20 protein-coding genes are annotated in these 23,142 nt (G+C 55.5%); 12 read left to right on the forward strand and 8 right to left on the reverse strand.

Translation table 11 applies throughout. From position 1 onward, the window contains the following. Window positions 1–16 precede the first annotated feature (16 nt). The 4 genes from CEE69_RS11240 (at window position 17) to CEE69_RS11255 (ending at window position 6,292) form a co-directional block, all read left to right on the forward strand. On the forward strand, window positions 17–3,547 hold the full coding sequence (locus tag CEE69_RS11240; RefSeq protein WP_037253050.1) for an efflux RND transporter permease subunit: 3,531 nt from the start codon (window positions 17–19) through the stop codon (window positions 3,545–3,547). 169 nt (window positions 3,548–3,716) lie between these two features. Continuing rightward, the gene (locus CEE69_RS33145) at window positions 3,717–5,105 is read left to right on the forward strand and encodes a hypothetical protein (RefSeq protein WP_037253053.1); all 1,389 of its coding nucleotides are present in this window, start codon (window positions 3,717–3,719) and stop codon (window positions 5,103–5,105) included. A gap of 210 nt (window positions 5,106–5,315) precedes the next feature. Further along, window positions 5,316–5,609: a hypothetical protein gene (locus tag CEE69_RS33150; protein ID WP_233215145.1), complete on the forward strand. Its 294-nt coding sequence runs from the start codon at window positions 5,316–5,318 to the stop codon at window positions 5,607–5,609. Window positions 5,610–5,629: 20 nt separating this feature from the next. After that, on the forward strand, window positions 5,630–6,292 hold the full coding sequence (locus tag CEE69_RS11255) for a GNAT family N-acetyltransferase (RefSeq protein ID WP_037253055.1): 663 nt from the start codon (window positions 5,630–5,632) through the stop codon (window positions 6,290–6,292). Window positions 6,293–6,316: 24 nt separating this feature from the next. On the opposite strand, the gene CEE69_RS11260 is transcribed toward CEE69_RS11255, so the two are convergent. After that, on the reverse strand, window positions 6,317–7,804 hold the full coding sequence (locus tag CEE69_RS11260; RefSeq protein ID WP_051073416.1) for a PP2C family protein-serine/threonine phosphatase: 1,488 nt from the start codon (window positions 7,802–7,804) through the stop codon (window positions 6,317–6,319). Window positions 7,805–8,655: 851 nt separating this feature from the next. On the opposite strand from CEE69_RS11260, the gene CEE69_RS11270 reads away from it, so the two are divergent. The 3 genes from CEE69_RS11270 (at window position 8,656) to CEE69_RS11280 (ending at window position 10,922) form a co-directional block, all read left to right on the forward strand. Further along, complete coding sequence (locus tag CEE69_RS11270) at window positions 8,656–9,549, forward strand: DUF1559 domain-containing protein (protein ID WP_099260768.1); 894 nt, start codon at window positions 8,656–8,658, stop codon at window positions 9,547–9,549. A 205-nt stretch (window positions 9,550–9,754) separates the two neighbouring features. Beyond that, entirely contained in the window at window positions 9,755–10,183 is a 429-nt protein-coding gene (locus CEE69_RS11275) for a MerR family transcriptional regulator (protein ID WP_008670157.1), read from the forward strand. Beyond that, window positions 10,149–10,922, forward strand: a complete 774-nt coding sequence (locus CEE69_RS11280; protein WP_081611044.1) for a heavy-metal-associated domain-containing protein — start codon at window positions 10,149–10,151, stop codon at window positions 10,920–10,922. Before CEE69_RS11275 ends, CEE69_RS11280 begins: the two co-directional genes overlap by 35 nt. On the opposite strand, the gene CEE69_RS11285 is transcribed toward CEE69_RS11280, so the two are convergent. Beyond that, window positions 10,860–11,966 carry a potassium channel family protein gene (locus tag CEE69_RS11285; RefSeq protein WP_008670159.1) on the reverse strand — a complete coding sequence of 369 codons (1,107 nt, stop codon included), beginning with the start codon at window positions 11,964–11,966 and terminating at the stop codon, window positions 10,860–10,862. The genes CEE69_RS11280 and CEE69_RS11285 overlap by 63 nt on opposite strands. A gap of 153 nt (window positions 11,967–12,119) precedes the next feature. Between CEE69_RS11285 and CEE69_RS11290 the strand changes: the two genes are divergently transcribed. After that, complete coding sequence (locus CEE69_RS11290; protein ID WP_008670161.1) at window positions 12,120–12,635, forward strand: hypothetical protein; 516 nt, start codon at window positions 12,120–12,122, stop codon at window positions 12,633–12,635. A 91-nt stretch (window positions 12,636–12,726) separates the two neighbouring features. After that, complete coding sequence (locus CEE69_RS11295; protein WP_008670163.1) at window positions 12,727–14,193, forward strand: TolC family protein; 1,467 nt, start codon at window positions 12,727–12,729, stop codon at window positions 14,191–14,193. A 95-nt stretch (window positions 14,194–14,288) separates the two neighbouring features. Here the strand turns inward: CEE69_RS11295 and CEE69_RS11300 are convergent, their stop codons facing one another. The 5 genes from CEE69_RS11300 to CEE69_RS11320 all read right to left on the reverse strand — a co-directional run bounded on the left by CEE69_RS11300 (window position 14,289) and on the right by CEE69_RS11320 (window position 20,437). Further along, window positions 14,289–14,591 carry a metal-sensitive transcriptional regulator gene (locus tag CEE69_RS11300; protein ID WP_233215146.1) on the reverse strand — a complete coding sequence of 101 codons (303 nt, stop codon included), beginning with the start codon at window positions 14,589–14,591 and terminating at the stop codon, window positions 14,289–14,291. Between the two features lie 58 nt (window positions 14,592–14,649). Then, complete coding sequence (locus CEE69_RS11305) at window positions 14,650–16,161, reverse strand: copper oxidase (protein ID WP_037253060.1); 1,512 nt, start codon at window positions 16,159–16,161, stop codon at window positions 14,650–14,652. Between the two features lie 245 nt (window positions 16,162–16,406). Continuing rightward, the gene (locus CEE69_RS11310) at window positions 16,407–17,315 is read right to left on the reverse strand and encodes an anti-sigma factor family protein (RefSeq protein ID WP_008670166.1); all 909 of its coding nucleotides are present in this window, start codon (window positions 17,313–17,315) and stop codon (window positions 16,407–16,409) included. A 1-nt stretch (window position 17,316) separates the two neighbouring features. Further along, a complete protein-coding gene (locus tag CEE69_RS11315; protein ID WP_233215147.1) occupies window positions 17,317–17,844 on the reverse strand; it encodes an RNA polymerase sigma factor in 528 nt (175 codons plus the stop codon). A gap of 139 nt (window positions 17,845–17,983) precedes the next feature. Beyond that, window positions 17,984–20,437, reverse strand: coding sequence for a heavy metal translocating P-type ATPase (locus CEE69_RS11320; RefSeq protein WP_008670168.1), 2,454 nt, complete (start codon window positions 20,435–20,437; stop codon window positions 17,984–17,986). Window positions 20,438–20,519: 82 nt separating this feature from the next. Here CEE69_RS11320 and CEE69_RS11325 point away from each other — a divergent pair, with 82 nt between their 5' ends. Continuing rightward, window positions 20,520–20,852 carry a four-helix bundle copper-binding protein gene (locus tag CEE69_RS11325; RefSeq protein WP_081611048.1) on the forward strand — a complete coding sequence of 111 codons (333 nt, stop codon included), beginning with the start codon at window positions 20,520–20,522 and terminating at the stop codon, window positions 20,850–20,852. A gap of 341 nt (window positions 20,853–21,193) precedes the next feature. Here CEE69_RS11325 and CEE69_RS11335 read toward each other — a convergent pair whose 3' ends face one another. Beyond that, window positions 21,194–22,441 (reverse strand): ISL3 family transposase, encoded by a 1,248-nt coding sequence (locus CEE69_RS11335; protein ID WP_099260770.1) that lies wholly within the window; start codon window positions 22,439–22,441, stop codon window positions 21,194–21,196. Window positions 22,442–22,748: 307 nt separating this feature from the next. On the opposite strand from CEE69_RS11335, the gene CEE69_RS33635 reads away from it, so the two are divergent. Then, window positions 22,749–22,988: an RES family NAD+ phosphorylase gene (locus CEE69_RS33635; RefSeq protein ID WP_158230993.1), complete on the forward strand. Its 240-nt coding sequence runs from the start codon at window positions 22,749–22,751 to the stop codon at window positions 22,986–22,988. Continuing rightward, a complete protein-coding gene (locus CEE69_RS32820; protein ID WP_199169861.1) occupies window positions 22,955–23,140 on the forward strand; it encodes a hypothetical protein in 186 nt (61 codons plus the stop codon). The genes CEE69_RS33635 and CEE69_RS32820 overlap by 34 nt, the downstream gene beginning before the upstream one ends. The last annotated feature ends 2 nt before the right edge of the window (window positions 23,141–23,142 follow it).

A 23,142-nucleotide genomic window follows, 5' to 3' on the forward strand; every position in this document is an offset into this window, starting at 1 on the left:
TGCAGGGAGGCCAACAATGTTAAATCTACTCATTCGCTTTTGCGTTAAGGAACCGTGGCTGGTCGTCATGCTGACGATCGGCCTCAGCGTCGGCGGCTGGTTCGCATTCAAGGCAGTGCCGATCGACGCGATTCCGAATGTCGGTGAGAACCAGGTCATTGTGTTGACCCCTTGGCCGGGGCGTTCACCGAAAGACATTGAAGACCAAGTCACTTATCCGCTGAGTGTTTCGTTGCTGGCCGTGCCCGGCGCGGAATCCGTTCGCGGGAAAAGCATGTTCGGCTACAGCTTTGTGCAGGTGACGTTCAAGGATTCAATTGACTTCTACTGGGCGCGAAGTCGAGTCTCGGAGCAACTCGGCAGTGCCGCATCGCAGTTGCCCGATGGTGTCGTTCCGCAACTCGGTCCTGATGCAACCGGACTCGGGCAAGTTTACTACTACACGCTGCAACCGCCCGAAGACGGCATGAGTCTCGCCGAACTTCGCAGCCTGCAGGACTTCGTTGTGAAGTACGAATTGCAAGCGGTCGAAGGTGTCAGCGAAGTCGCGTCGATTGGTGGTTACGTCCGCCAATATCAAATCGAGGTCGATCCCGACAAACTGCGATTCTACAACGTCTCGCTTGACAAACTGGCGATGGCAATCAAGGGGTCGAACCTGGATGTCGGTGCCAAGACGGTCGAATCGACAGGAATGGAATTCATCGTTCGCGGCAAAGGTTTCCTGGGAACTGATGGTGATAAGTCCAAAGCCGTTTCCGACATCGAAGATACGGTCATTCTGCAACGAGACGGTGTGCCGGTCCGTGTGAGTGACGTGGCGCAGGTTCAACTAGGACCCGATTTTCGTCGCGGAGCGTTGGATTACAACGGTGCCGAAGCGGTCGGCGGCGTTGTGGTGATGCGCTATGGCGAGAACCCTCGCGTGGTCATTGACCGTGTCAAAGCCAAGATCGCTGCGATCGAACCGGCGCTCAAAGGTGTCAAGATTCACGGCGTGTACGACCGCAGCGGTTTGATTGACGAGACGATGGCAACGCTGACGCACGCATTGCGAGATGAGATCATCATCACCGCGTGCATCATTCTGCTGTTCCTGCTTCACATTCGCAGCAGTTTTGTCGTTGCGATCTGTTTGCCAGCCGCCGTTTTGATGTCCTTCATCGCGATGCACTTCGTGGGAGTCGAGGCAAACATCATGTCGCTGGCGGGCATTGCCATCGCGATCGGCACGATGGTCGACATGGGGATCATCGTCTCCGAAAATATTTATCAGCATTTAGCAGACTGGGAGAAGGAGGACGGTGCGACAAAGGCTGGAGCAGACCGGGAGAAATCGCGAACCGAAGTCGTCTACGAGGCAACGATCGAAGTCGCTCCCGCCGTTGTCACGGCCGTCTTGACGACAATTGTTAGTTTCTTGCCGGTGTTCTTTTTAACCGGGCGTGACTACCGACTGTTCTCACCACTGGCATACACAAAAACGTTCGCCATTGCCGCCGCGATGATTACGGCGGTCACGATCGTTCCCGCACTCAGTCGTATCATGCTGCGAAGTGCGAACTATCAGAAACTGTCGGCAGCGATGGCCGCGATCTCGCTCTCGGGATTGCTGGCCGCGATGTCGCACTTCCTGTGGGGCGATGATTTGGGCGGATATTTTGGTCTGGAAACCTGGATCATCACCGTCGCAGCGGGCGTTATCGGTCTGGTCGCCGGTTGGCAGTTGCTTCGCGAACGCATTCGACCGATCGAAGAAATTCCTTCCAGCCGTTTCGTTCGTTGGATTTATGCGGCACGTTTGCGGCACGCGTTGAATCACAAAGCGTTCGCGCTTTCGTTCCCCGCCATGTTGCTGGTCTTGGGACTGGGGGCCTACTTTGGTTTACCTACCATTCTGCAACCGGTCGAACGCACCGCCCGTGTGTTCGGTGCCGAACTAAACGACTTCCCCGGCTATGTCGATGCCAAGCACGTTTTTACGGGACTGCAAAGCGACGACTGGATTGCGCTGGACGAAGGCAGTTGGTTCTACATGCCGACGCTGTATCCGGCAGCCAGCTTTTCGCAAGCGATGCAGGTGTTGCAAACGCAAGACGTGTTGATCGGCCAGATTCCTGAGGTCAAAGACGTGCTCGGCAAGATCGGTCGCGTTGAATCGGCGCTGGACCCGGCTCCCGCGGCGATGGTCGAAACCTACGTCATGCTTAAACCTGAAAGCGAATGGCGCGAGGGCGTGACGGCGCGTGATGTTTGGGACGAGATCAACAAAGTCGCCACACTTCCGGGAGTCACTCCCGCGTCCGCTTTGCAACCGATCGAAGGCCGAGTCGTGATGCTGCAATCGGGCATCAAGGCACCGATGGCGATTCGGGTGTATGGCGACGACCTGAAGACGCTAGCCAGCGCCGCGATGGACGTGGCGGGAACGTTGAAGAAGTCACCGGTTATCAACGAGGGAACGGTGAACCCAGACATCGTGCTCGGAAAACCCTATATCGAATTCACGGTCGATCGCGAAGCCGCCTCTCGTTACGGCATGAGCGCTTCGATGGTCAACCAAGTCATCGAGACAGCCCTCGGCGGAATGAATCTGATCAAGACCGTCGAAGGCCGCGAAAGGTATCCCGTGCGATTGCGTTACAACCGTGATCTTCGCGAACGCATCGACCAACTCAATCGACTTCCCGTGGTCACGCACAGTGGAGCGGTCGTGCCGTTGGAAGAATTAGCAACGCTGGAAACGACTTGGGGACCGGGAGCGATCAACAGCGAGAACGGACGGCTGGTTGCTCACGTTTCCTTCATGACGAATGGTTCGCAGGGCGATTTGGAATCGGTGACGGCGATCGAAGATCAACTTCGTGAGGCTCAATCGCTTCCGCCAACACACCCGGATCACTTAGGGCTTCCCGCCGGGTACTCGCTCGAGGCGGTGGGCAGTTTTCGTAACCAGATCGAGGCCAACTTGCGGTTGATGTGGATTATCCCCGTGGTGATCGTGATCAATTTGTTGTTGATCTATTTTGAATTTCGCAACTTGCCGATCGCGATGGCCGTCTTCACCGGCATTCCGGTCGCTTTTGCAGGCGGCATGATCCTGGTGGCATGGATGGAGGTGGAACTCAACACCGCCGTCTGGGTTGGCTTCATCGCGTTATTCGGCCTCGCCGTGGACGATGGCGTCGTGATGGCGACTTACATCCATCAGTTGCTGCAAAAACGAAAGATCACGTCGGTTCAAGAAATCCGTGACACCGTTTACGAGGCAGGGCTGAAACGCATTCGACCCTGCATGATGACGACGGTAACGACCCTAGCCGCACTGGTGCCCGTGTTGATCGCGACCGGTCGTGGAGCCGACGTGGCCCGCGCGATGGCGATCCCGGTCTTTGGTGGCATGCTTGCCGAGCCGTTCACGTCGTTCATCGTGCCAACGCTCTACAGCGCCTACTTGGAAATGAAGATGCGGTTCGGGTTTGAGGATGAGCTTTGGGAAGGAACAGAAGAAATAGCGGCTGTTGAGGAGGTTAAACAGGCCGCTTGAGTTTGAGTTGCGAAAGTGAGAGTAAGGAGTGGAACAATTTCTACTACCCACTCTCAACTCTGAGACTTTTTTCAAAACACGTGAAGGATTCCTGGTCGCCAGGCATCCAACTAACAACCGAAGCGGCCAAAGGAATCGGTCGCATACGCCTAGAAAGGAATGAATTTCGATGAAGTGCAATACCCTATTCGCTGCCTTGTTTATGGTCGCTTTGGCCTCAACGGCGGTGGCTCAGCACAATCATGCTGGTCATAACCACACGATGCCGGGCCAGACGATGGCTTCCGAGCTTGTTCGTCCGGTCGCCGGACCCCACGGCGGTTCTTTGAAACAAGCTGGTGGCGTTCAATTGGAAACGGTCGTTTCGCAAGGCGGCATTCATATGTTCGTATACGACCGTAACGGCCAAGCCGTTGCGATCAATCAAGGGCGCGGAGCCGCGTCGCTTCGCGTCGAGGGTAATGCAAAACGTTACCGCTACGATTTGTTGCCCGATGGCAAGGGCGGCCTGACCGCCCCGGTGAACCTTTCCCAGATTGCCGGACGTCAAATCGAGATTGACGTCCAACTCGTCGGTATCGAATCCAGTAGCGGAAAACCGCTCAGCCTGAAGGAAGTGGCAACTGTTCCGGCCAGCGAAATGCAACTCGCCGCTGCTGCGATTGCACGTCAAAAAATCTGTCCCGTCAGTGGCAAACCTCTCGGCAGCATGGGGGATCCGGTTGCCGTGGATGTGAACGGCCAGCGTGTCTTCGTTTGTTGCGGTGGCTGCGTAAATACCGTCAAGTCCGATCCAGCGAAGTACGCGGCCGGACGTCCTCAAATAACCGTCGCAACTTCGACGGCGGCCGACGCGCAAGCGATCGCTAAACAGAAAGTCTGTCCCGTGATGGACGAGCCGCTCGGTGGCATGGGCACGCCAATCAAAGTGACCGTTGGCGACAAGCCGATCTATTTGTGCTGCAAGGGTTGCATCAAGAAGGTTCAAGCAGAACCGGCGAAGTACTTGGCGATGGTTTATGGCGATCAGAAGGGGAGTGGGGGAGTCGGGAGTGAAGGAGTCAACGTTGGCGACTTCAGCATTGCCGTGACCTCTTCTACTCAGGCGGATGCGCCTTTGATTACTCGCCAGAAGGTTTGTCCCGTGATGGATGAACCGCTTGGAAGCATGGGTGATCCTATCAAGGTCATGGTCGGTGACAAACCAATCTTCTTGTGCTGCAAGGGCTGCATCAAGAAGGTTCAAGCTGATCCGAGCAAATACCTTGCGATGGTCTATGGTGGCGGTTCATCGGGTTCAGTGCCAGCAGGAACCGAGCAAGTCCGCGAAGGAATCTTCAAGGTGAGTGCCGAGGACGCGCCCTTCATCGCTGCCCAAAAGAAATGTCCTGTGATGGATGAGCCACTCGACGCGATGGGCGGTCCCTACAAGGTGCATGCCGCTGGCAAAGCGATCTATATCTGCTGCCCTGGCTGTGCGAAGAAGATCGCGGCAGAACCGCAAAAGTGGCTAGCCGTTCTCGCACAGCAGGGGGTCAATGCTCCAACGCTTCGATAGGCGGAAGTGGAAAATGGATTGGCAAGGTAGCTCACCGGATGAAAACGCTTTGCATTCATTTTCGCAGAACCGCGGGGGCGGTGTCCCGGTTGATTCACTTCGGTGATGACGCTTACACGCTGCCCCCGCCTTTTTTTGCCGAGCCGTTCGGCATACTTCAAATCTTAGGTGGAAACGAATTCCACTTGTAACCACGACAAGGACGTTCCCATGAACGCAAAGTTATCACGCTTCGTTGCCCTCACGATCGTCGCGGCGGCGACCAGCACCACCGGATGCACCGGCGGATTGCCCTGGCGAAAAAAACAAGTCGCTCAGCAAATAACGGCGGAACAATATGCCCAGCAAGCGGCTGCAAACATCGAGTACAACACATCGGATGTTGACTTCTCGCAGGATTACACACCAAGCCCTCAACCGTCGGCGAGCTACACCAGTCCGCCCCGGCTTTCCTCGGCGTCTAGTTCTGGCGGCGGAAGCTGCAGTAGCGGTTGTTGCCACTAATCCAACCGCGGAGTCAGCCGATGCCCTTCCTTACTCGTCTAAAACAGTTGCCTTACCGGGTGATGCGTCGATTCGCGATCGCGAATCAAACGCTGTTCTTTGGTTGCGAGCTTGTTAGTCTTTCGGGCGTACCCTGCCCGGAAGGCTTGACGGCGGTGCAATGGTCCGAGAACGATCTTTTGCAGCACCAGGGAGAGGAACACTACCTCGACGAGAGCCACGCGACTTGGCTGGGCGACGGGCGAGCGATTTGCTTCGCAGTCATGGACGAGGAGAAGCTCGCTGGATTCGCTTGGATTGCCCTGGGCGATGTTCCAGGAGAAATGAATCACGATGGCCATCCCGATACGCAGCTTCCCCTTTTTCTGCCGGATGATACTGGCTTCGTTTTTCATGTTTTCATCCTGCCTGCCTATCGTGGTCAGCGTTTGTACGCGGCGTTGATGTCCTATGCGGCGGAGCAACTGCCGGATCACGGTGTCGGAAAATTACTCTTGACCACTGAATGCACGAACAGATCGGCGCTTCGCAGTGTCAATCGGATGGGCTTTCGCGAAGTCGGTCGCGCTTGGTTGATCAAAGTCGGACCGATTTGCAGCGTCGGCTATCCAGAGCAGCCTTTCTTTGGTGGAGTCCGAACGGGTGCTTACGTCGGCGACCTGCACGAACGAATCAACGATTGAAAGCCGAACTTCGCCAGGGGCTATTTAACTTTCCGATTCGTTCAAACGATCATCCTCTTCCACCAGTTCCGCCACAACCAGTGTCGTGTCATCGAAGGCGTCGCGATCATTGCGAAACGAACCAAGTGCCTTCGCAAACCGTTGCACTAACTCCGATGCGTTTTCGCCGATCGCCTGTTCGATCGTGTCAGTCACACGCTCGGTACCGAACTGTTCGTCGTCAGGGTTAAAGGCCTCGGTAACGCCATCACTGACCAATACCAGTTTGGTTCCGCTGCAGATCGAACGGCGGCTTTCTTCGTACGTTGTGTCCTCTTCGACACCCAGTATCAAGTCACTGTGGTCCAGCCGCTGAACCGGCTCTTGACCACATTGCAAAAATGGAAGTTCATGGCCAGCATTCGCGTAGACTAGTTGTTTTTCCGCCATGTCAATCCGCACAAGTACCATCGTGGCAAAATAACCCAACATGACGTACTCGTGATACTGCTGATTGACACGCGTCAGAATTTCTGCCGGATGCCGAGACTGCTTAGCCGCCTCGGCAACAAACGCCTTCAACAACGTCGCTGCCATCGCCGCAGGTACACCATGCCCGCAAACATCGGCGATACACAACAGCGTTGAGTTGTCGTTCAGACGGATGACGTCGTAGTAGTCGCCGCCGACATCTTCGGCAGGCTCGAACAGTTCGGCGATGTTTAGCCCCGGGATGACTTCCGAACTGGGCCGAAGGTTTTGTTGGATCGCTTTCGCTTTGCTCATATGAATGCGACGATCCCGTTCGGCCGCATCCAACTTCGCCGCCATGTCGTTGAATTGCTCGCCAAGATAGGTCAGCTCTCGACAGCTATGCACGTCGACTCGTGATTCCAGATTCCCATCACCAACGCTCTGCAATGACGTTACCAATCGACGAATCGGTTTGGTCACGATCTTTCGCAACACAAGGTTTACTAAGAACGCGGCGAGCGAACCGGCGAGAAACACGGCGATCATCTGACGAATCAGCGCCTCGCGAGCGACCGCAAGAATGTTCGACCGTTGTTCCGAAACGAGTACTTGCCCGGCCGGTCCCTGAAACGCGCCGACCACCATCGCCTCAGCCATTGGTTCCGCGTCGACGTGTCCATGGGCCGCTGCCATCATTGCATCAAACATCTCCGGCGATGAACGCCCGTGCGATTTTGCCTGCAGCAGTTCACCTCGCCATTGTAACGCAATGTGGTGCCCAGGCGATTCGTCGGAGTTCATTCGGGCGCACACGCTGTCGACCAATTTCTGCACCGCGTCTGAGTTCTCGCCTTCGACAGCAACAGCAGATTCGTACAGCGTTTTGGCTTCTTCGGCCAAAGCGACTCTGGTTTGCCCAACCTCCCGCCGCACCCGCAATCGGTGGTCCACCACCAAGAAACCACTGATCATGATCAGCAGAAACGAGTTCACCGCCAGCAGTAGTTGACGGGCCAGGGGAAGTCGCCGCCAAAACAAAGGCGTTCTTATTCGCTTCATAGATTTGTCACATCAGGGTTGATAAGCGCTCCGAAATTTAGAGCCGAACTGTTTGGATGCTTCGAATGGCCGAATACTTCATTCAATCAACAACTCGCCACCCAGAACGAATGTTTTGCGAGAAAAGCGGGAAATGGCTGAAGACTTGAGGTCGAGCGGGCATCTAAGTAATCACGTGAGTCTAGCTACCCGATCACGAGCGTAGATATCCGCTTATTGCTGCACAGCCGCCGCCTCCGAGTTACGATCGCCGTGATTTACACGAGCGTCGTGCTGGGCACTGCGCTGATGCACAATCACCCCCACGGGCATGATGGCAGCGATTGCTGTTCATTGACTGCCGTGGGACTCGCTCCGGTAGCCGGTGAATCGCAGCAGCAAGCAACGACAGACCATGACTGCACCTGTCATCACGCTACCGCCTCCTCGGGGTTAGACCCATACGCCTCAGAGGATTCTGCCTCTGGGCACTCGATTGAGGAATCCGGCGAACTTCGTGCATCTCCGTCGTCAAGTCATTCAATTCACAGAGGCTGCCTCGCTTGTTCACTTGCGAGCGAATCGAGCACCCCGCCGTGCTCGGCAGCCATTTCCTCGCTTTACTGCGTCATTACGCAGTCGACACCGCGCCAGCAGACTTCACGACTCAGTGCGTGTCTGCGTCCGCCGGTGCGTGGACCACCGGTGAGATTCTTGTAGGTCGAAAGCACGCTGCTTTCCAAATGAGCCGGACGCGAAATATCGTCGCGTCTTTCGTTTAGCACATTCATCGCCAGCGCAATGAATAGGCATTCGTGTTTAGCACGATGGCCAAAAATGTGTTCCCAACCTCTCAAGAATTGAATCGACTTATGAAATTTTCCGAAACGCTCCGGCGTGGTTTTACGCCGATTGAGCTTCTCGTCGTGATTGCGATCATCGGCATTCTGGTCGGGTTGCTGCTTCCTGCCGTCCAAGCCGCCCGCGAGGCGGCTCGACGGATGAGTTGTCAAAACAACATGAAGCAGATTGGACTAGCCCTGCATAATTATCAAAGTGCCTTCCGAACTTTTCCGCCTGGCTGGTTGGGCAATGATGAAGCCACGCGGCAGCCGTTCGTGGATGGCCCATCCGGTTGGGCCTGGTCCGCGATGATCCTCAGTCAAATGGAACAGGCTGCCGTGAATGACGAAATCGACTGGGGCCGGTCGATACTTGACGCACAGAACGAAGTGCCACGCCTGACGGAACTTCCGACCTTCCGGTGCCCCTCGGACGTCGGCGACCCGACGTGGGAAATCGAAGATCGTGATTCAGGTGCGACGTTGACCCGGCTGAGTACATCGAACTATCCCGGTTGTTTCGGAACCGTTGAGATTGACGAGTGTGAAGATGTCCCGATCGGAAGCGTTTGCGAATCCGACGGCATTTTCTTTCACAACAGCAGGACGGCATTTCGCGACATTCGTGACGGTACAAGCCACACGATCATGGTGGGTGAACGCACCTCGCTGCTGAGCATGTCCACATGGACCGGCAGCGCGCCGAACGGTGAGGACAGCTTTGCGCGTGTGTTAGGCGTCGGCGATCATGCACCCAACTATCCCGAAGCGTTGCCCGAAGACTTCAGCAGTCTGCACGAGGGAGGTGCCCAATTCACCTTTGCCGATGGCCACGTTCGTTTCATTACCGAGTCGATCGATGAAGACATTTACAAAGCATTGTGCACGCGAGCGGGTGGTGAGGTTCCTCGTGACGACTACTAAAACGCCATTTCGGTTTGTTCAGTTCAACATCGGCAATTGCCTATTGACGACATAGCCGATGCTGGGGGGCGATACGCCGGTTCTCCTTGCCTAGGAAAACTGAATCTTCCGTCAGCCCACTCTGCTTTCCTCTGCCAAAAAACAGCGATTTAGCTTGACTCCGTACCACGGTACGGAGTCGATAATGCTTCCACGAGAGGGTCAGATGAGTCGTTTTACCATTGGGAAAGTCGCAGAAGCCGCCGGCGTCGGCGTTGAAACGGTGCGGTTCTATCAGCGTCGCGGATTGCTTGCCGAGCCGTCGCCGGTGAGGACTTTGTTCCGGGAGTATCCGGAGAGCACTGTTGACCGAATCCGCTTCATCAGGCGTGCGAAGGACCTTGGATTTACACTCGCGGAGATTGGCGAACTACTCGCACTTTCAGAGATACCCCATGAATCTCGGGGCAAAGTGAAGCAGCTCGCCGAGCAGAAGCTTGTGGCAATCCGGCAGAAGCTCGTCGACCTTCAGCAGATGGAGACCACGCTATCGGGGCTTGTCCAAGATTGCAGTGGTCGCGGCTCGCTGGACGGCTGTCCGATCATCGAGGCCATGATCCATGAACCAACCAAATGTGACCATCGAGGAAATTGAATCCATGACAGTGACCGTTTCAACAAATATGACTTGCGGAGGATGCCTCGCGAAAGTTGCCCCTCTGCTGGAGAACGATCCAACGATCGTAAGCTGGGACTCTGATCTAAATGATCCTCGCAAACTCGTTCGAGCAGAGCTTTCATCCGAGGGTAGCCCGGATCGAATCGTTGAGTTGATGAATCAAGCAGGTTTCCGGGCAGAAGTCGTCAACGAACCAAATTCTCCGAAACCAGAACAAATCGAAGATGGAAAAACGACATTCAATCTCAAGACGTACAAACCACTCCTTTTGGTTGTTTTGTACGTCCTCGGCGGCGCATTTCTCTTGGAGTCAAATCAGGATCAATGGAATTGGATGCGATTCATGAGCAACTTCATGGGCATGTTTTTCCTCGGGTTCGCCTTTTTCAAATTGCTCAATGTCGAGAAATTTGCTGATGCGTTCGCCACCTACGACGTAATCGCTCGTCGGTCGCGAACGTACGCGATCTCGTACCCCTGGATCGAGGTCGCGTTGGGTTTACTCTTTGTAACGGGAAGCCTCTTGACTGTCGCAAACATTCTGACTGCTGCGATCATGTCGATTGGCTTGGTGGGGGTAATCATGGCCGTGCGAAAGAAGCAGGCGATCCAGTGCGCCTGCCTGGGAACCGCTTTCAATCTGCCCATGTCCTCAGTGACTATCATCGAAAACAGCGTCATGATTGCGATGGCGATTGGGATGCTGGTCATCTAAGCGACCATCAATCTGACTGCCCATGCAAAGCACAAGCGAATGTAAGTCCGTTGACCAAGTGTTGGCTAACTGAGCGTAGCGATCCAAGAAGGCGTTTTCATTGCTGACCCGTTGGCTAGTATCTGCTTGAGCCATCTGCGAGATCAACCGGTTCGCTGTTCCCACTTCCTCCGGCGGTTCTTGCGACTTGCAAACGACAAAATGCTTTTCAGTGTCACGAAGCATTTGCAGGCTGGCGTGCCACAATCGGTCAGCAGGCTCCGTGACTGCATTCGCGGCGGGGCCACCCGTCTCTTGCATTGCTTTAATCAACGACGCCACCTCCAAACAAAATCGCAACACGCGGCTCATGGCGTAACGGTCTTCGGCAAATCGAAAATAGTGCAGCGATGGATAAAAATGATGCGACTCCAATAGTTCCGCCATGTTTGCCGAGAGTGTGTAAAGGTCTTGGTTCAACAGTGGCATCTCATCGGACGAAAGATACGGAACCAAGTATCGCAGGCTATCACCCGTCTGTGCAGTTCGGTAATCAATCTCGTTAGCAAATTGATTGCGACGAGAAAGCGTCGAATAGATCGAGATGACGTAAGCCAATACCAGGGTGAAAAAGCTGAAACCAAGCCCAGCCGCCAGGATGGTCAAAAGCTGCATCGCTGCGGTTTTGGGAACGAGATCACCTACCCCAAGAGTGGTCACGGTAAAACCGGCGTAGTAGATGGCCGCCCAGATCGTTGTATCCGTTGGCTTTCCGGAACTGGCAACGATGCCGCTTCCCAACTGTGGCCAAACAATCAGGCTGAAGGCGAGCAACAACAGCGACGCCCAGCAGATCACCTGAGTCACGATCAACACCGGGCCACTCAACAAGGTGACATAGCTCGACTGCCCGATTGATGTCTTCAACAACTTATGAAACATCCGGTTCACAAACGAAGTGACCGGCCCGGTAACCGCTCGCGGATGCAGCACCGCCATGAACGTTTCCAGGATGCTCAGAGCGACAATGATCGTCCCCAGAATGGTGAGTAACCACATGTTCATCGTGCTGCATTTCTGGTTGGAGTATCTGGGATAATCGGAATAATCGGCAAGCGACCATGATCGTCTCACTGCCGCCAGAACCTTCCCCTGTATACCCCACCACGGTAACGCCGATAAGACTGGGGAATCGTTCCCTCCGCTCAAGGAAGAAAAATGACCGCCTATTCGTTTAAGTTTCACCGGGTCATCGCGACGGTCGTGATTGGTTTCACGTTCAGTGCGGTGACCGCACAAGACACGTTTGGACAATCGTTACCGCAGCCCGTCACGTTGGCCGCGCCCGAGATGGGCAACATGTCGGACATGTTGCAGTCGAGTTCAACGCCCGAAATGTCCGACGCCATCGCACCCACCAATCGCAGCGTCACCGAACTGCCGGCAAGCGTTACCAGCCCCAGCGGTATCCTGCCATCGTCGACGGGTGGGCCTTTCGTCTTCGAACCACTTGCCATGTGCGGCAACGGGTGCAATCCACGTCCAATGATCGACTGCACCGGCCCGGACTATTGTGGCTGCACCAAACGAATCTACTACGGCACCAACCCGTGTGACGACGATCCGATTTTACCGCTGCACCCGTCCGTCAACGACAAGATAACCAAACACTGGTATCAGCACGCGTTCAACATGGTGACGCGGAAGAAAGCGATTACCGAAGCGATCAAATAGGTTCGTACCGCATTTTTACCAAACTTTACACCTGGGCCAAGATGGCCGGGATGAGCGGATGACTCATCCTTTCATTACAACGGAGTTTTCAATGTCAACGCTCAGTCGTGTCGGTCGCTTCCTGGCGTCGACGTCTCTTCTTGTTTCCGCCACGGTTGCGACCGCACAGCAGCCGATCACCGATTCCGAGCGCATCCAACGACGGGGCACGGACGTCAACAACCCTTACCCGCCGACGTCGCCGCAGGACCTTCGTCCTCGCATCGGCGAGAAATTCACCGAACCACCACCGGTCCCACCGGTTCCCGAATCACTCTCTCAAGGCATGATCGTCAGCGACGAACCCGCCCTGACATTGGCGTCATTGGAGTCGATGGCGTGCAGTCAAAACCCGACCCTGACCCAGGCCCAAGCTCAGATTCAAAGCGGACTGGGCAAGGCAATCCAGGCCGGATTGATTCCGAACCCGACGCTGCAATACGTCGGCGAACAAGTCGGCGTCGGTGGGACAGCCGGCGAGTGGCAGGGGGCAGTGTTCTCGCAGCGAATCGTGACCGCCCGAAAATTGCAACTCAGCCGTGCCAAGTTCTTGCAGCTCACGCGAGCTGCCGAGTGGCGAGCGATGGAGCAACAGTACCAAGTGCTCAATGATTTGCGGATCAGCTTCTGGATGACACTTGGGCAACAAGAGCTTGTTCAAATTCACCAAGACATTTTGAAGAACGCCGAAGACGCCGTCGTCACCTCACGCGAGTTGTACAACGCCGGTCAAGCGACTCACGCGGCCATGCATGATGCCAATATCTTGTTGCAACAAGCTCGTTTGGATCTGATGCTTGCCCAGAACAACTTTCGCCAGAACTGGTGGGAGATGATCTCGATCGCCGGGGCGAGAATGCAGCCCACTCCGTTGCTTGGAACCTTGGAAGGTGAAGTCAATCTGATTGATTTCGATGTGGCTTTGGATCGTCTGCTAAGCGAAAGCCCACAAATCCTGGCCGCGCGAGCTAAATTGGTCGCCGACGAAATTAAGGTCAAGCGTGAGACCGTCGAACCGATTCCGGACATTGTTGTAAATTACGGTTACGGTCGTAACCTTGAAGCCAAAGAGAATACTCACATGACGGGCCTCGCAATCGAGGTTCCGTTGTACGATTGGAACCAAGGAACAATTCGTCAAGCAGAATCAGACGTTGTGCGTCAACGTGGCGAAATCAACCGGGTCGAGTTGACGTTGCAACGCGACCTTGCTCGCGCCTACCAAATCTATTTCACCGCGCTGCAAAACGTTCGCAGCTACCAGGAGGTGATTGTGCCAGAATCGAAACTGGCCTACGAAGTCTTACTCGACGCCTACGAGGAAGACCGTGTCGATTGGCCACAAGTCCTCGAAAGTCAAATCAAGTACTACCGCCTGCGAGCACAGTACATCAATCACCTGGTCGCGTGGCGCAGCAACGAAACGCTGATCGCCGGCTACCTGCTCAACGGCGGCTTGATGGCCCCGACTGGCCCGCAGCCTCCGGGACACATCTCGGCCGTACCGAAACCGAGGTAGGAAGAAGAGGGGGAGTCTGGGAGATGGGGAGACACGGAGACACGGAGACACGGAGTTCTGCATCTCCCAAACTCCTTGTCTCCCAGACTCCCCATCTATTTCGTCGATGCGTACTTATCAAAAAGGACGATCAGCTCCTGCAAGATCGCTTCCCGCTGGGCAGCATCATCGGACGACGCCGCGTCCGACAGACTGCCAGCGAGGTGGTCCTGAAGGACGAGTTGCGCCACTTTGGAAAGTGCGCCCGACGCGGCACTAATCTGCATGACGACATCCACGCATGGTGCTTCTTCCTGCACCATGCGATCGACGGCCTCGGCCTGTCCGATGATTCTCCGAATCCGATGATGAATTCGTTTTTTGTCGTCTTCGCTCAGCATATGGCGGCTGACTTTCACCCTGATTCGTGGCCTAAAACCGTAGTGTAGATGGTTTCGCCCGTCGCGGCATCCCCAGCTACATGTTCATGCCCATCATCTTGGGAGCGGCCTCATAACGCTCTGGGTCGCCGAAGCGGCGCACGATTTCGGCAAACACGGCCCCCTTTTCGACCGGCTCGTTGCTTTCCATCACCAATTTGTAAAGGTCATCCGGCAAGACTCGCAGAACGGTCATCAAGCCCTTCACCGCCATCGGATAGTTCGCCCGCATGCCCCTGACCTCGCGACGATTCCAGATCGCCTCCATCTGGGGCATCGTTCGCTCCATGCCCAACATCTTTTGCGGATAGCCGGGCGTGTTGAAGCCTGGATCATTGCGAGTGAAGTCAACGGCCGGCCGCGTCGATGTGTCCTGCAAGTAACGATCCACGTTCACACCTTTGCGAATCCGCGGTCCAACTTGCCGTGTCATGTGGTTCATCATGTGGTGAACCATGTGGCAATGGAAAATCCAATCGCCAGGGTTGTTGGCGATAAACTCAAAGTTGGTCGCTTGAGCAATCCCCACAAGTGAGTTGTTGCGAGGAATCCAAGCACTGCTCGGAGTTCGTGCTCCTTCGTGGCCCGTTTCCCAATACGTGTGCCCATGCAAGTGGATCGGGTGGTGCTGCATCGGAGCAAAATTCATCAAGCGAATGCGGACACGTTCGCCATGTTTGCAGACCAGCGGTGTGGTGAGCGGCCCGCTACGTCCGTTGATTGTATGCCAGTTCCAATCCATCTTCCAACTATCAGCAACGGTCTGCGTCGGTTCAACAAAGAAGTTTTGAAAGATCAGGCCGAAGTCACGGTCAACTGGCGGATCGTAAACCTTTTTCGGATGAACGATGAACCAACCGACCTGTCCAAACGCTTCTTGCATCGGGACATGCGAATGATAGAAGAACGTGCCTTCCTCATGGACATCGAATTCAAACACCATTGTCTGCCCCGGCTTGATCGGATTCTGCGTTAGCGTCGCCGCTCCGTCATACTGGACCGGCAATTCAAACCCGTGCCAATGGACAAAGGTGTCTTCCGGCAATTCGTTCGTTACGACAATGCGTACGCGATCACCCTGCGTCACTTCAATCGTTGGCCCCGGCATGCTGCCGTTGTAGCCATAGACATTCATCCGATAGCCCGGCAGGAATTCTCGCTCGACTGCCATCGGCACCAATTGGAACTCCTTCGCGCCGTTGACCATCTTCCAAGGCAGCTTATCCAAGTCCGGAGCCTCGAACGGGGCCGGACCTGTCGACGCGGGACGAAAGCCCGGCATCTTTTTCCCGATGTAATAGTCCGAATCCGGATCGTTACCGCGAGACGGCTTGAACCGACTGAAGCCATCGATTTCCGCGACTGCGTCTGATCCGTCGGGGATGCTGGGTTCAGCCGACGCGTTCCCGATCGGCGACGGAGCATCCGGGGCATTGGGCAAGTTCAAATCGCCGTTGCCTTCTTGGGCCATTGCCTTGCCCGCCAGCCCCGCGGCGGCGGCAATCGTTCCCACTTTCAAAAATTTACGTCGGTCCTCTGGATTAGTCATGGTGCTCCACTCAGTGTTTCAGTTCTAGGATGCTTTGCACCGATACGCTGGCGATTGCGTAACGGATTCGGGTAGGGTGCTGCCAACCCCCGCACATACCCTTGCGGGGTAACCGGATTTTAATTAGCGATCCGTTGGAAATCAAACAAAACCCTGGCAGGGGCGGCATGCGTTTGACAACCAATCATAACTTCGCCTTCGCAACTCACTCGCGTCAAACAACGAACCAGAAAACAGATTGGTCCCTAATTAGCAGCCAACAGCACATCCAACTCGGATGCGTCTCGCAAACCAATTGCGGTCGTCCTCGCATGAGAGCCTTCCCACGAGACCGCGATTCCATCCTTGCTTTTGGCAACCTGGAGCGTCTTGTCACCGCGACGAACAAGTTGCACTGGAAGATCGCCGAAGCTCACCTTTTGCGACTTGCACTTTTCAACCAACATGTAAGTTGAACCATCGGGTCGCTGGCAGACACACGCGACGCAGTTGCACCCGTCGGGGCCACAGAGGCACTCACCTTCGGCACAGTTGCATTCCGGCAACGTCAACAAGCGAGTCGATACCAACTGAACGCCAGTCGGAAGCGACTTTTTTGCCTGAGGCCGGAACCCTAAATCCTGTTCTGCATCGTCAATCGACACCTCGGTTCCGTCGTACTTGGAGGCGAACGAATTCACTGCGAGATTGGAATCTTGGCTAAAGCCCAGCACCACGTCTTGAAAGTCGATGGGCGTTGAAGGCATGCCAGCCATCGCTCCGGCATGAGAATGCGAGTGCTGTTGTGCGACTGCATGTTCATCCGAAGGCTCAGGCTGTCGAACCGACAACAGGATCACGACGGATGCCGCCAGCGCGGCGACAATGATTGCAACATCCCTTAGTCTTCGCCGACCGCTGGGCGTGTGATCAGGCGCGAGCTGCACCGTTGGTTGCGCCCTATTCATTCGGGCGGCAAACGTCTCCCAGGAAGGGGCTTCGGCCGCTGGTTCGCGATACTGCGTCGACAGTTTGCGAATTCCCGCGAAGGATTGCAGTTTCGTTTGGCAGGTCTGGCACGACTCCACATGCTGCCTGACTCGGTCAGCCACCTCGCTGGCGAGTTCGTCGTCGAAGTATGCCGATAGCTGTGCGGCGGCTTCTTGGCATTTCATGTTAAGGCTCCCACCCTAAGTCAATCAGTTGTACTTGAAGTTCTCGTCTGGCTCGATTCAATCGGGAACCCACGGTTCCCTCAGGGATGCCGACCGTCTGCGCGATCTCTGCGTAGGCTAGCCCGTCGATCTCCTTGAGCTGAAAGATTATTCGCAGCTCGACGTCAATGCGACGCAACGCCGCGTCCAGAAGCTCGGACAACCCGGCCTGCCTTCGCGTATCCTTTCCAGTCATCGAATCCTCGTAGAATGGTTCGGTTGGATGCCGATTGCGAGAGCGGACGTGTTGCAGAGCCTGATTGACCGCGACACGATGCACCCAAGTCGCGAATGCGGCGTTTCCACCATAGGAATCAAGCTTCGACAGCACCTGCATGAACGCATCTTGGCTCACATCATCTGCATCGGTTTCACCAACGATCCGCCGGACCAGCCGGTAGACGCGAGGATAAAACGCTTCATAGATCTCGCGTTGAGCCTCTGACTCACCGCAGATTGCTCGCTCAATGACCACTTCGTTTACGAACATCAGCACTCCTTTAGGCGACGTTTCGCCACGGGAGTGCGAATTTCCAACCATGTGCAGGGTTTAGATGATCTCGACAGGCCGTTTCTTCACGGAAAGTGGAAGAATTTCGTGGAGGTTTCGTTTCTGAAGCGAAAGCCGTTTAGGTCAGCTTCGCTGCGCGAAGACGCAATGCGTTCGCGATCACCGATACACTGCTCAAGCTCATCGCCGCCGCCGCGATCATGGGACTCAGCAAAACGCCAAAGAACGGGTACAGAAGCCCTGCTGCAACGGGAATTCCGAGGGCGTTGTAGATAAACGCGAAGAACAGATTTTGCCGAATGTTGCTCATTGTTTTTCGGCTCAAGTTTCCGGCCGCCGCGACGCCCCGCAGGTCACCACCCACCAGTGTGACACCCGCCGATTCGATCGCGACGCCGGTTCCGGTCCCCATTGCAATCCCCACATTGGACTCGGCAAGTGCCGGTGCGTCGTTGATTCCGTCACCGCACATCGCGACGGTCTTGCCTTCATGTTTGAGTTTCTGGACAAAATCGTGTTTGTCCTCAGGTGAAACGCCCGCATGAAACTCGTCGATTCCCAGCTTAGTGGCCACGGCCCTCGCGGTCGGTTCAGCATCACCGGTCAACATGATGACCTTTAGCCCGAGATGATGCAGCGTCTTCAGAGCCGCCGGCGTGCTTTCCTTGATCGGATCGGTGATGGTAAGGATCGCGGCGAGCGCGCTATCAATCGAGACAAACACGACCGTTGCACCTTCGGCTTGATGCGAACCTGCTTTCGACCGGCCCGCGTCGACACCGGTCACGCCTTGTTCGTCAAGCAAGTCCGCTTTGCCAATCACGACCTCGTGCTGACCGACTCGGGCATGGACACCGCCACCCGTGATGCTGTTGAAATCGCTCGCCTCAGCCAATTGCAGATCGTCGCTCTTTGCTCGCCGGACAACCGCCTGAGCAAGCGGATGTTCACTCTGGCTCTCGACGGCCGCAGCCATCCGCAACACGTCGTCTTCACCCCAGTCACCGAATGTCTCGACCGCTGTGACTTCCGGTCGCCCCTGCGTCAGTGTCCCCGTCTTGTCGACGACGATCGTATCAACCTTCTCCATCACCTCTAGCACTTCGGCGTTCTTGATCAACACACCTTCCTTCGCGCCTCGCCCCACACCGACCATGACCGACATTGGCGTGGCGAGTCCGAGAGCACAGGGGCACGCGATGATCAACACGGCCACGGCCGCTACGAAGGCATGGGCGAGCTGTGGTTCGGGACCAAACACAGCCCAGCCGATGAACGCCGCTATCGAACAAACGATCACTGCCGGAACAAAATATCGGGAAACCACATCGACCAGTTTCTGAATCGGAGCACGGCTTCGCTGAGCGTCGGCGACCATTTGCACGATTCGATTGAGGACGGTATCGCCGCCCACCCCGACCGCTTCCATTACCAAAGCACCCGTTTGATTCAATGTCCCGCCGGTGATCTCGTCCCCTTCGACCTTTTGGACAGGGATCGGCTCACCGGTCAACATCGACTCATCAACGCTGCTTGAACCGCTCATGACGCGACCATCCACAGGAACCTTTTCACCAGGCCGGACTCGCAGACGATCTCCCTTGTGAACGGCATTCAACGCGACTTCTTCTTCGCCATCGTCCGTGATTCGGTGAGCTGTCTCTGGCGCAAGCTGCATCAACTCACGGATCGCACCACCTGTTTGCTGGCGGGCCCGCAGTTCCAACACTTGCCCCAAAAGGACGAGTGTGATGATCACGGCAGCAGCCTCGAAGTACAGCGGGGCAACACCGTTTTCATAAAACGCTTCCGGAATCACGCCAGGCAACAGCACGACGACCAAACTGAAAAAGTACGCCGCCAGTGTTCCGACCGCAATCAGCGAGAACATGTTTAGATTAAAGCTGCGAAACGACTTTGCACCTCGCACCAACAACGGCCAACCGCACCAAAACACCACCGGCGTTGCGAGCGCGAGTTGCAACCAACCGAACACCGATTGACTCATCCAGTCCGCCACGCGCAAGCCCACCATCGGCCCCATTGCGATCACCAACAGCGGCACCGACAGAACAACGCCGACCCAGAATCGACGCTTCATGTCGGCGTACTGTTCGTCATCACCATCGTCCGCCATGTCGACAAATTTCGGCTCCAAATCCATCCCACAGATCGGGCAGTCCCCGGGGCCAACCTGCTCGATCTCCGGGTGCATTGGACAGGTGTAGATCGCTGTCGGGTCTGCGGGCGTATCGCTCGCCTTGGATGATGAGTGACCACCGCAGCACGACGACGCCCGTGGCTGCTCGCCGATTTGATGCACAGCCGCTCCGCCACCGCAGCATGAGGTCTCGTTGCCCGCCTCCTTCTGAGCACGCTCCGCCAGCACGCCCGCCGGATCGCTCTCAAACTTCGTTAGGCATCCGTCGCTACAGAAGAAATATGGCTTCCCGTCATGCTCGCTACGAAGCGATTCGGCAGGATTGACGGTCATTCCGCAGACCGGATCGGTTGCATCGGCTTGGGGCGTGGACATGCTGGCTCCTTGGGCTGCCTTTTTGACAATTTGCATTATACCCCATTATGGTATGCAAGTTGCATTCCGAAAAGGAAGCGGCAACGCGGCCGCACAAACATTTCCACTGGAGACGCTAATGAGTACCGCAACTGCATCCATGAAAGAATGCCTTCAAAACTGCCAAGAATGCCAAACGACCTGTGCTGACATGCTGACCAGCCACTGCCTTTCCGAAGGCGGCGACCACGTCGAGCAAACCCACGTCAAACTAATGCTCGACTGCATCGCCGCCTGTGCCGCCTGCGTCGACTTCATGAGCCGCAACAGCGACAACCACACGTTGTATTGCCGAGCCTGCGCCGAGATCTGCAAGGCGTGTGCAGACAGTTGCAACAAGGTCGGCAACATGGACAAGTGCGTCGAGTGCTGCCGCAAATGCCAAGAAAGCTGTTCTTCGATGGCTGCATAGCACCAACCAAAATCTGAAGACGAAAAAACGCCGACTCCTGAATAGGGAACGCCGGCGTTTTGTCGTATCGTGATCGGACTGCTGAAGGGATCAGCGGTCAATTTTGTGTCACGAGAATGCAATGTCTAGGGAAACGCCCAACAATGGCCACTTCGGCCTTTTTTTGCATGGACTTTTTGAAGCAGATGTTCGCGAAAGAACCGAACACGTTCTGACTCCACTTGCCCAGACTTTTGTCGATGCCGTTCGAGCCTCGATGGATGAATTCATCGAAGGCTATCCGGCCGCGAAGGAAATTTGTCGCGCGCAACGCGGCCACTTGTCGCTAAATGTTCGCCTCGTCAGCAGAATCGGTGGGTTTGATTTGGCTCGGGTAGCTTTCCTAACTGGTGATACAGGGCGATTTCGATCGTTTTATACGACTTGAAACCGTATGCCTTTCTCAACGCCAGTTTGGCTTTGGTGTTCATGCCTTCCACGCTGCCGTTGGAGATCTCGCCACGAGCGAGAAACCAGTTCAACAGTAGGGTTCGGTGTCTGCGTAGTGTGCGTGCCATATCCTTCATCGGTTCGATTTTCGAGCGCATCGCTCGAGTACACCATTGATCGAGAAATCTGCCTGCCCAGGCCGGACTTTGGTAGCTCCAGAACCGTTGGAAGTCTTCTCGCATCAGATAAGCTTTGATGCTCTTCAGGTTATATTGCAGGAGATCATCAAGCTTGACCGTTTGCTTGTCCGTCAGATTCTCAGGGCGTTTTAGAAGGCACCATCGAGACCCTTTTGGCACCTCTTCATAGCCATCGGCTTTCAACTGCCGGGCCTCCTCAACCCGGACCTTGTTGAGCGCATCGCCGAACTTCTTCATCACGTGGTATCGGTCCAAGATGTGTACCACGTCGGCGGCCTTCTCGGCGATCACGTTCATGTACTGACGCCACATGTCGGTGCAAATGAACTTCAAACTCTGGATCGATGTCTCTGGAACGGCGTTGAAAAAACCGCGCAGACTTTCCTCGGTTCGATCTCGAGCGACGTAAAGCAACCGTCGGCAGTCGGCATCAATCTGGTAGACCAGCGTCAGGTACTTGTGTCCTCGACGGTAGGCAATCTCATCTACGCCGATCGCTTCAATGGAGCCGATTTCCCGGTGGATCAGTCCCCAACGAACCACCCAGGCAATTGCCCGGTAGACCGTGTCCCAGCTGGTACCGAAGACTAACGCTGTTTCTTTCCAGCTCAGCCGCTTTGCCCATGCGGCGAGAAAAATCCGATAGCTGTAGGTGCTGTGATGCTTTCCATCTGCCCAAGGAACTTTCTCGATCACCACGCCACAGGCGGGGCAAGCAACTCGCCTCATCGCGTAAAGAAAAAACACCGGGAAACCCCACAGCGGTACAAACTCGAACCGCCTTTCTCCTCGCGTGTCGTATCCGGGGCGTTTCGTTCCGCAGCCACTGCAAATGGGGCGACTTCGCGCGTGTGGCTTGATGCTGATCGAGATCGCTTGGTTGTCGTCACTCCATCGGATACGAGTGTAAACAAACCCCTTTTGCCTTTCGACTCGGTTGAGGATAGTTTTGAGCTGCATCTTGTCGGTCCTGGGTTGTTGCTGAAGTGTCGCAACAACATCAATAGCTCAGTGTCCGGCAAGATGCATCTTTTTTGTGACGTGATTGTTGGAGCCCCTTCCGCCTCGCCTTCGCATCGGCCTGACACTGGCCCGCCCCAGGTCGATGCGAAGGCGAGGCGGGAGGGGCGGCCCCATTCTGCTGAGCCCGAGCCGAGGTCGACAAACGGTCCCCATTCAACCGGGGCTCAAAACGTTTTCACCCACCGATTCGGCGGAAGAGCCAAATGTTCAGGATACAGATCTTGCTCCCTACGAGAAGGATCGAATGCTGCCCAACAAGTGTGTTGGTGCTGGACGCATCAAAAGGGCAGGCAAGCCTGTGTTCTATGGTGCCGAAGATGAAAAGACCGCAGTCATGGAATGTCGTCCATGCCGAGGCGAAGTTCTTTCGGTCGCAACCCTCAGGACGAACCAAGATCGACGCATTCTGGATTTGAGTCGCAAGTCGTTCGTGGGCAAAGAGTCCACGACATGTTTCTGTTCCAAGAGCCGTTCATATATTTGATTATCGGCAACGGCATCATCGTCGCAGAAATCTCGATGGTGATTCTGAAATCCGTGCATGCGAAATCGGTTCAGAGCAAACCAATTGAATACGAGCCGAAGCCGTTTCACACGGGTGTCGCCATCGGCGGGATGATTTTCGGAGCTGGATGAAC

This window comes from Rhodopirellula bahusiensis (assembly GCF_002727185.1).
Classification (GTDB): Bacteria; Planctomycetota; Planctomycetia; order Pirellulales; family Pirellulaceae; genus Rhodopirellula; species Rhodopirellula bahusiensis.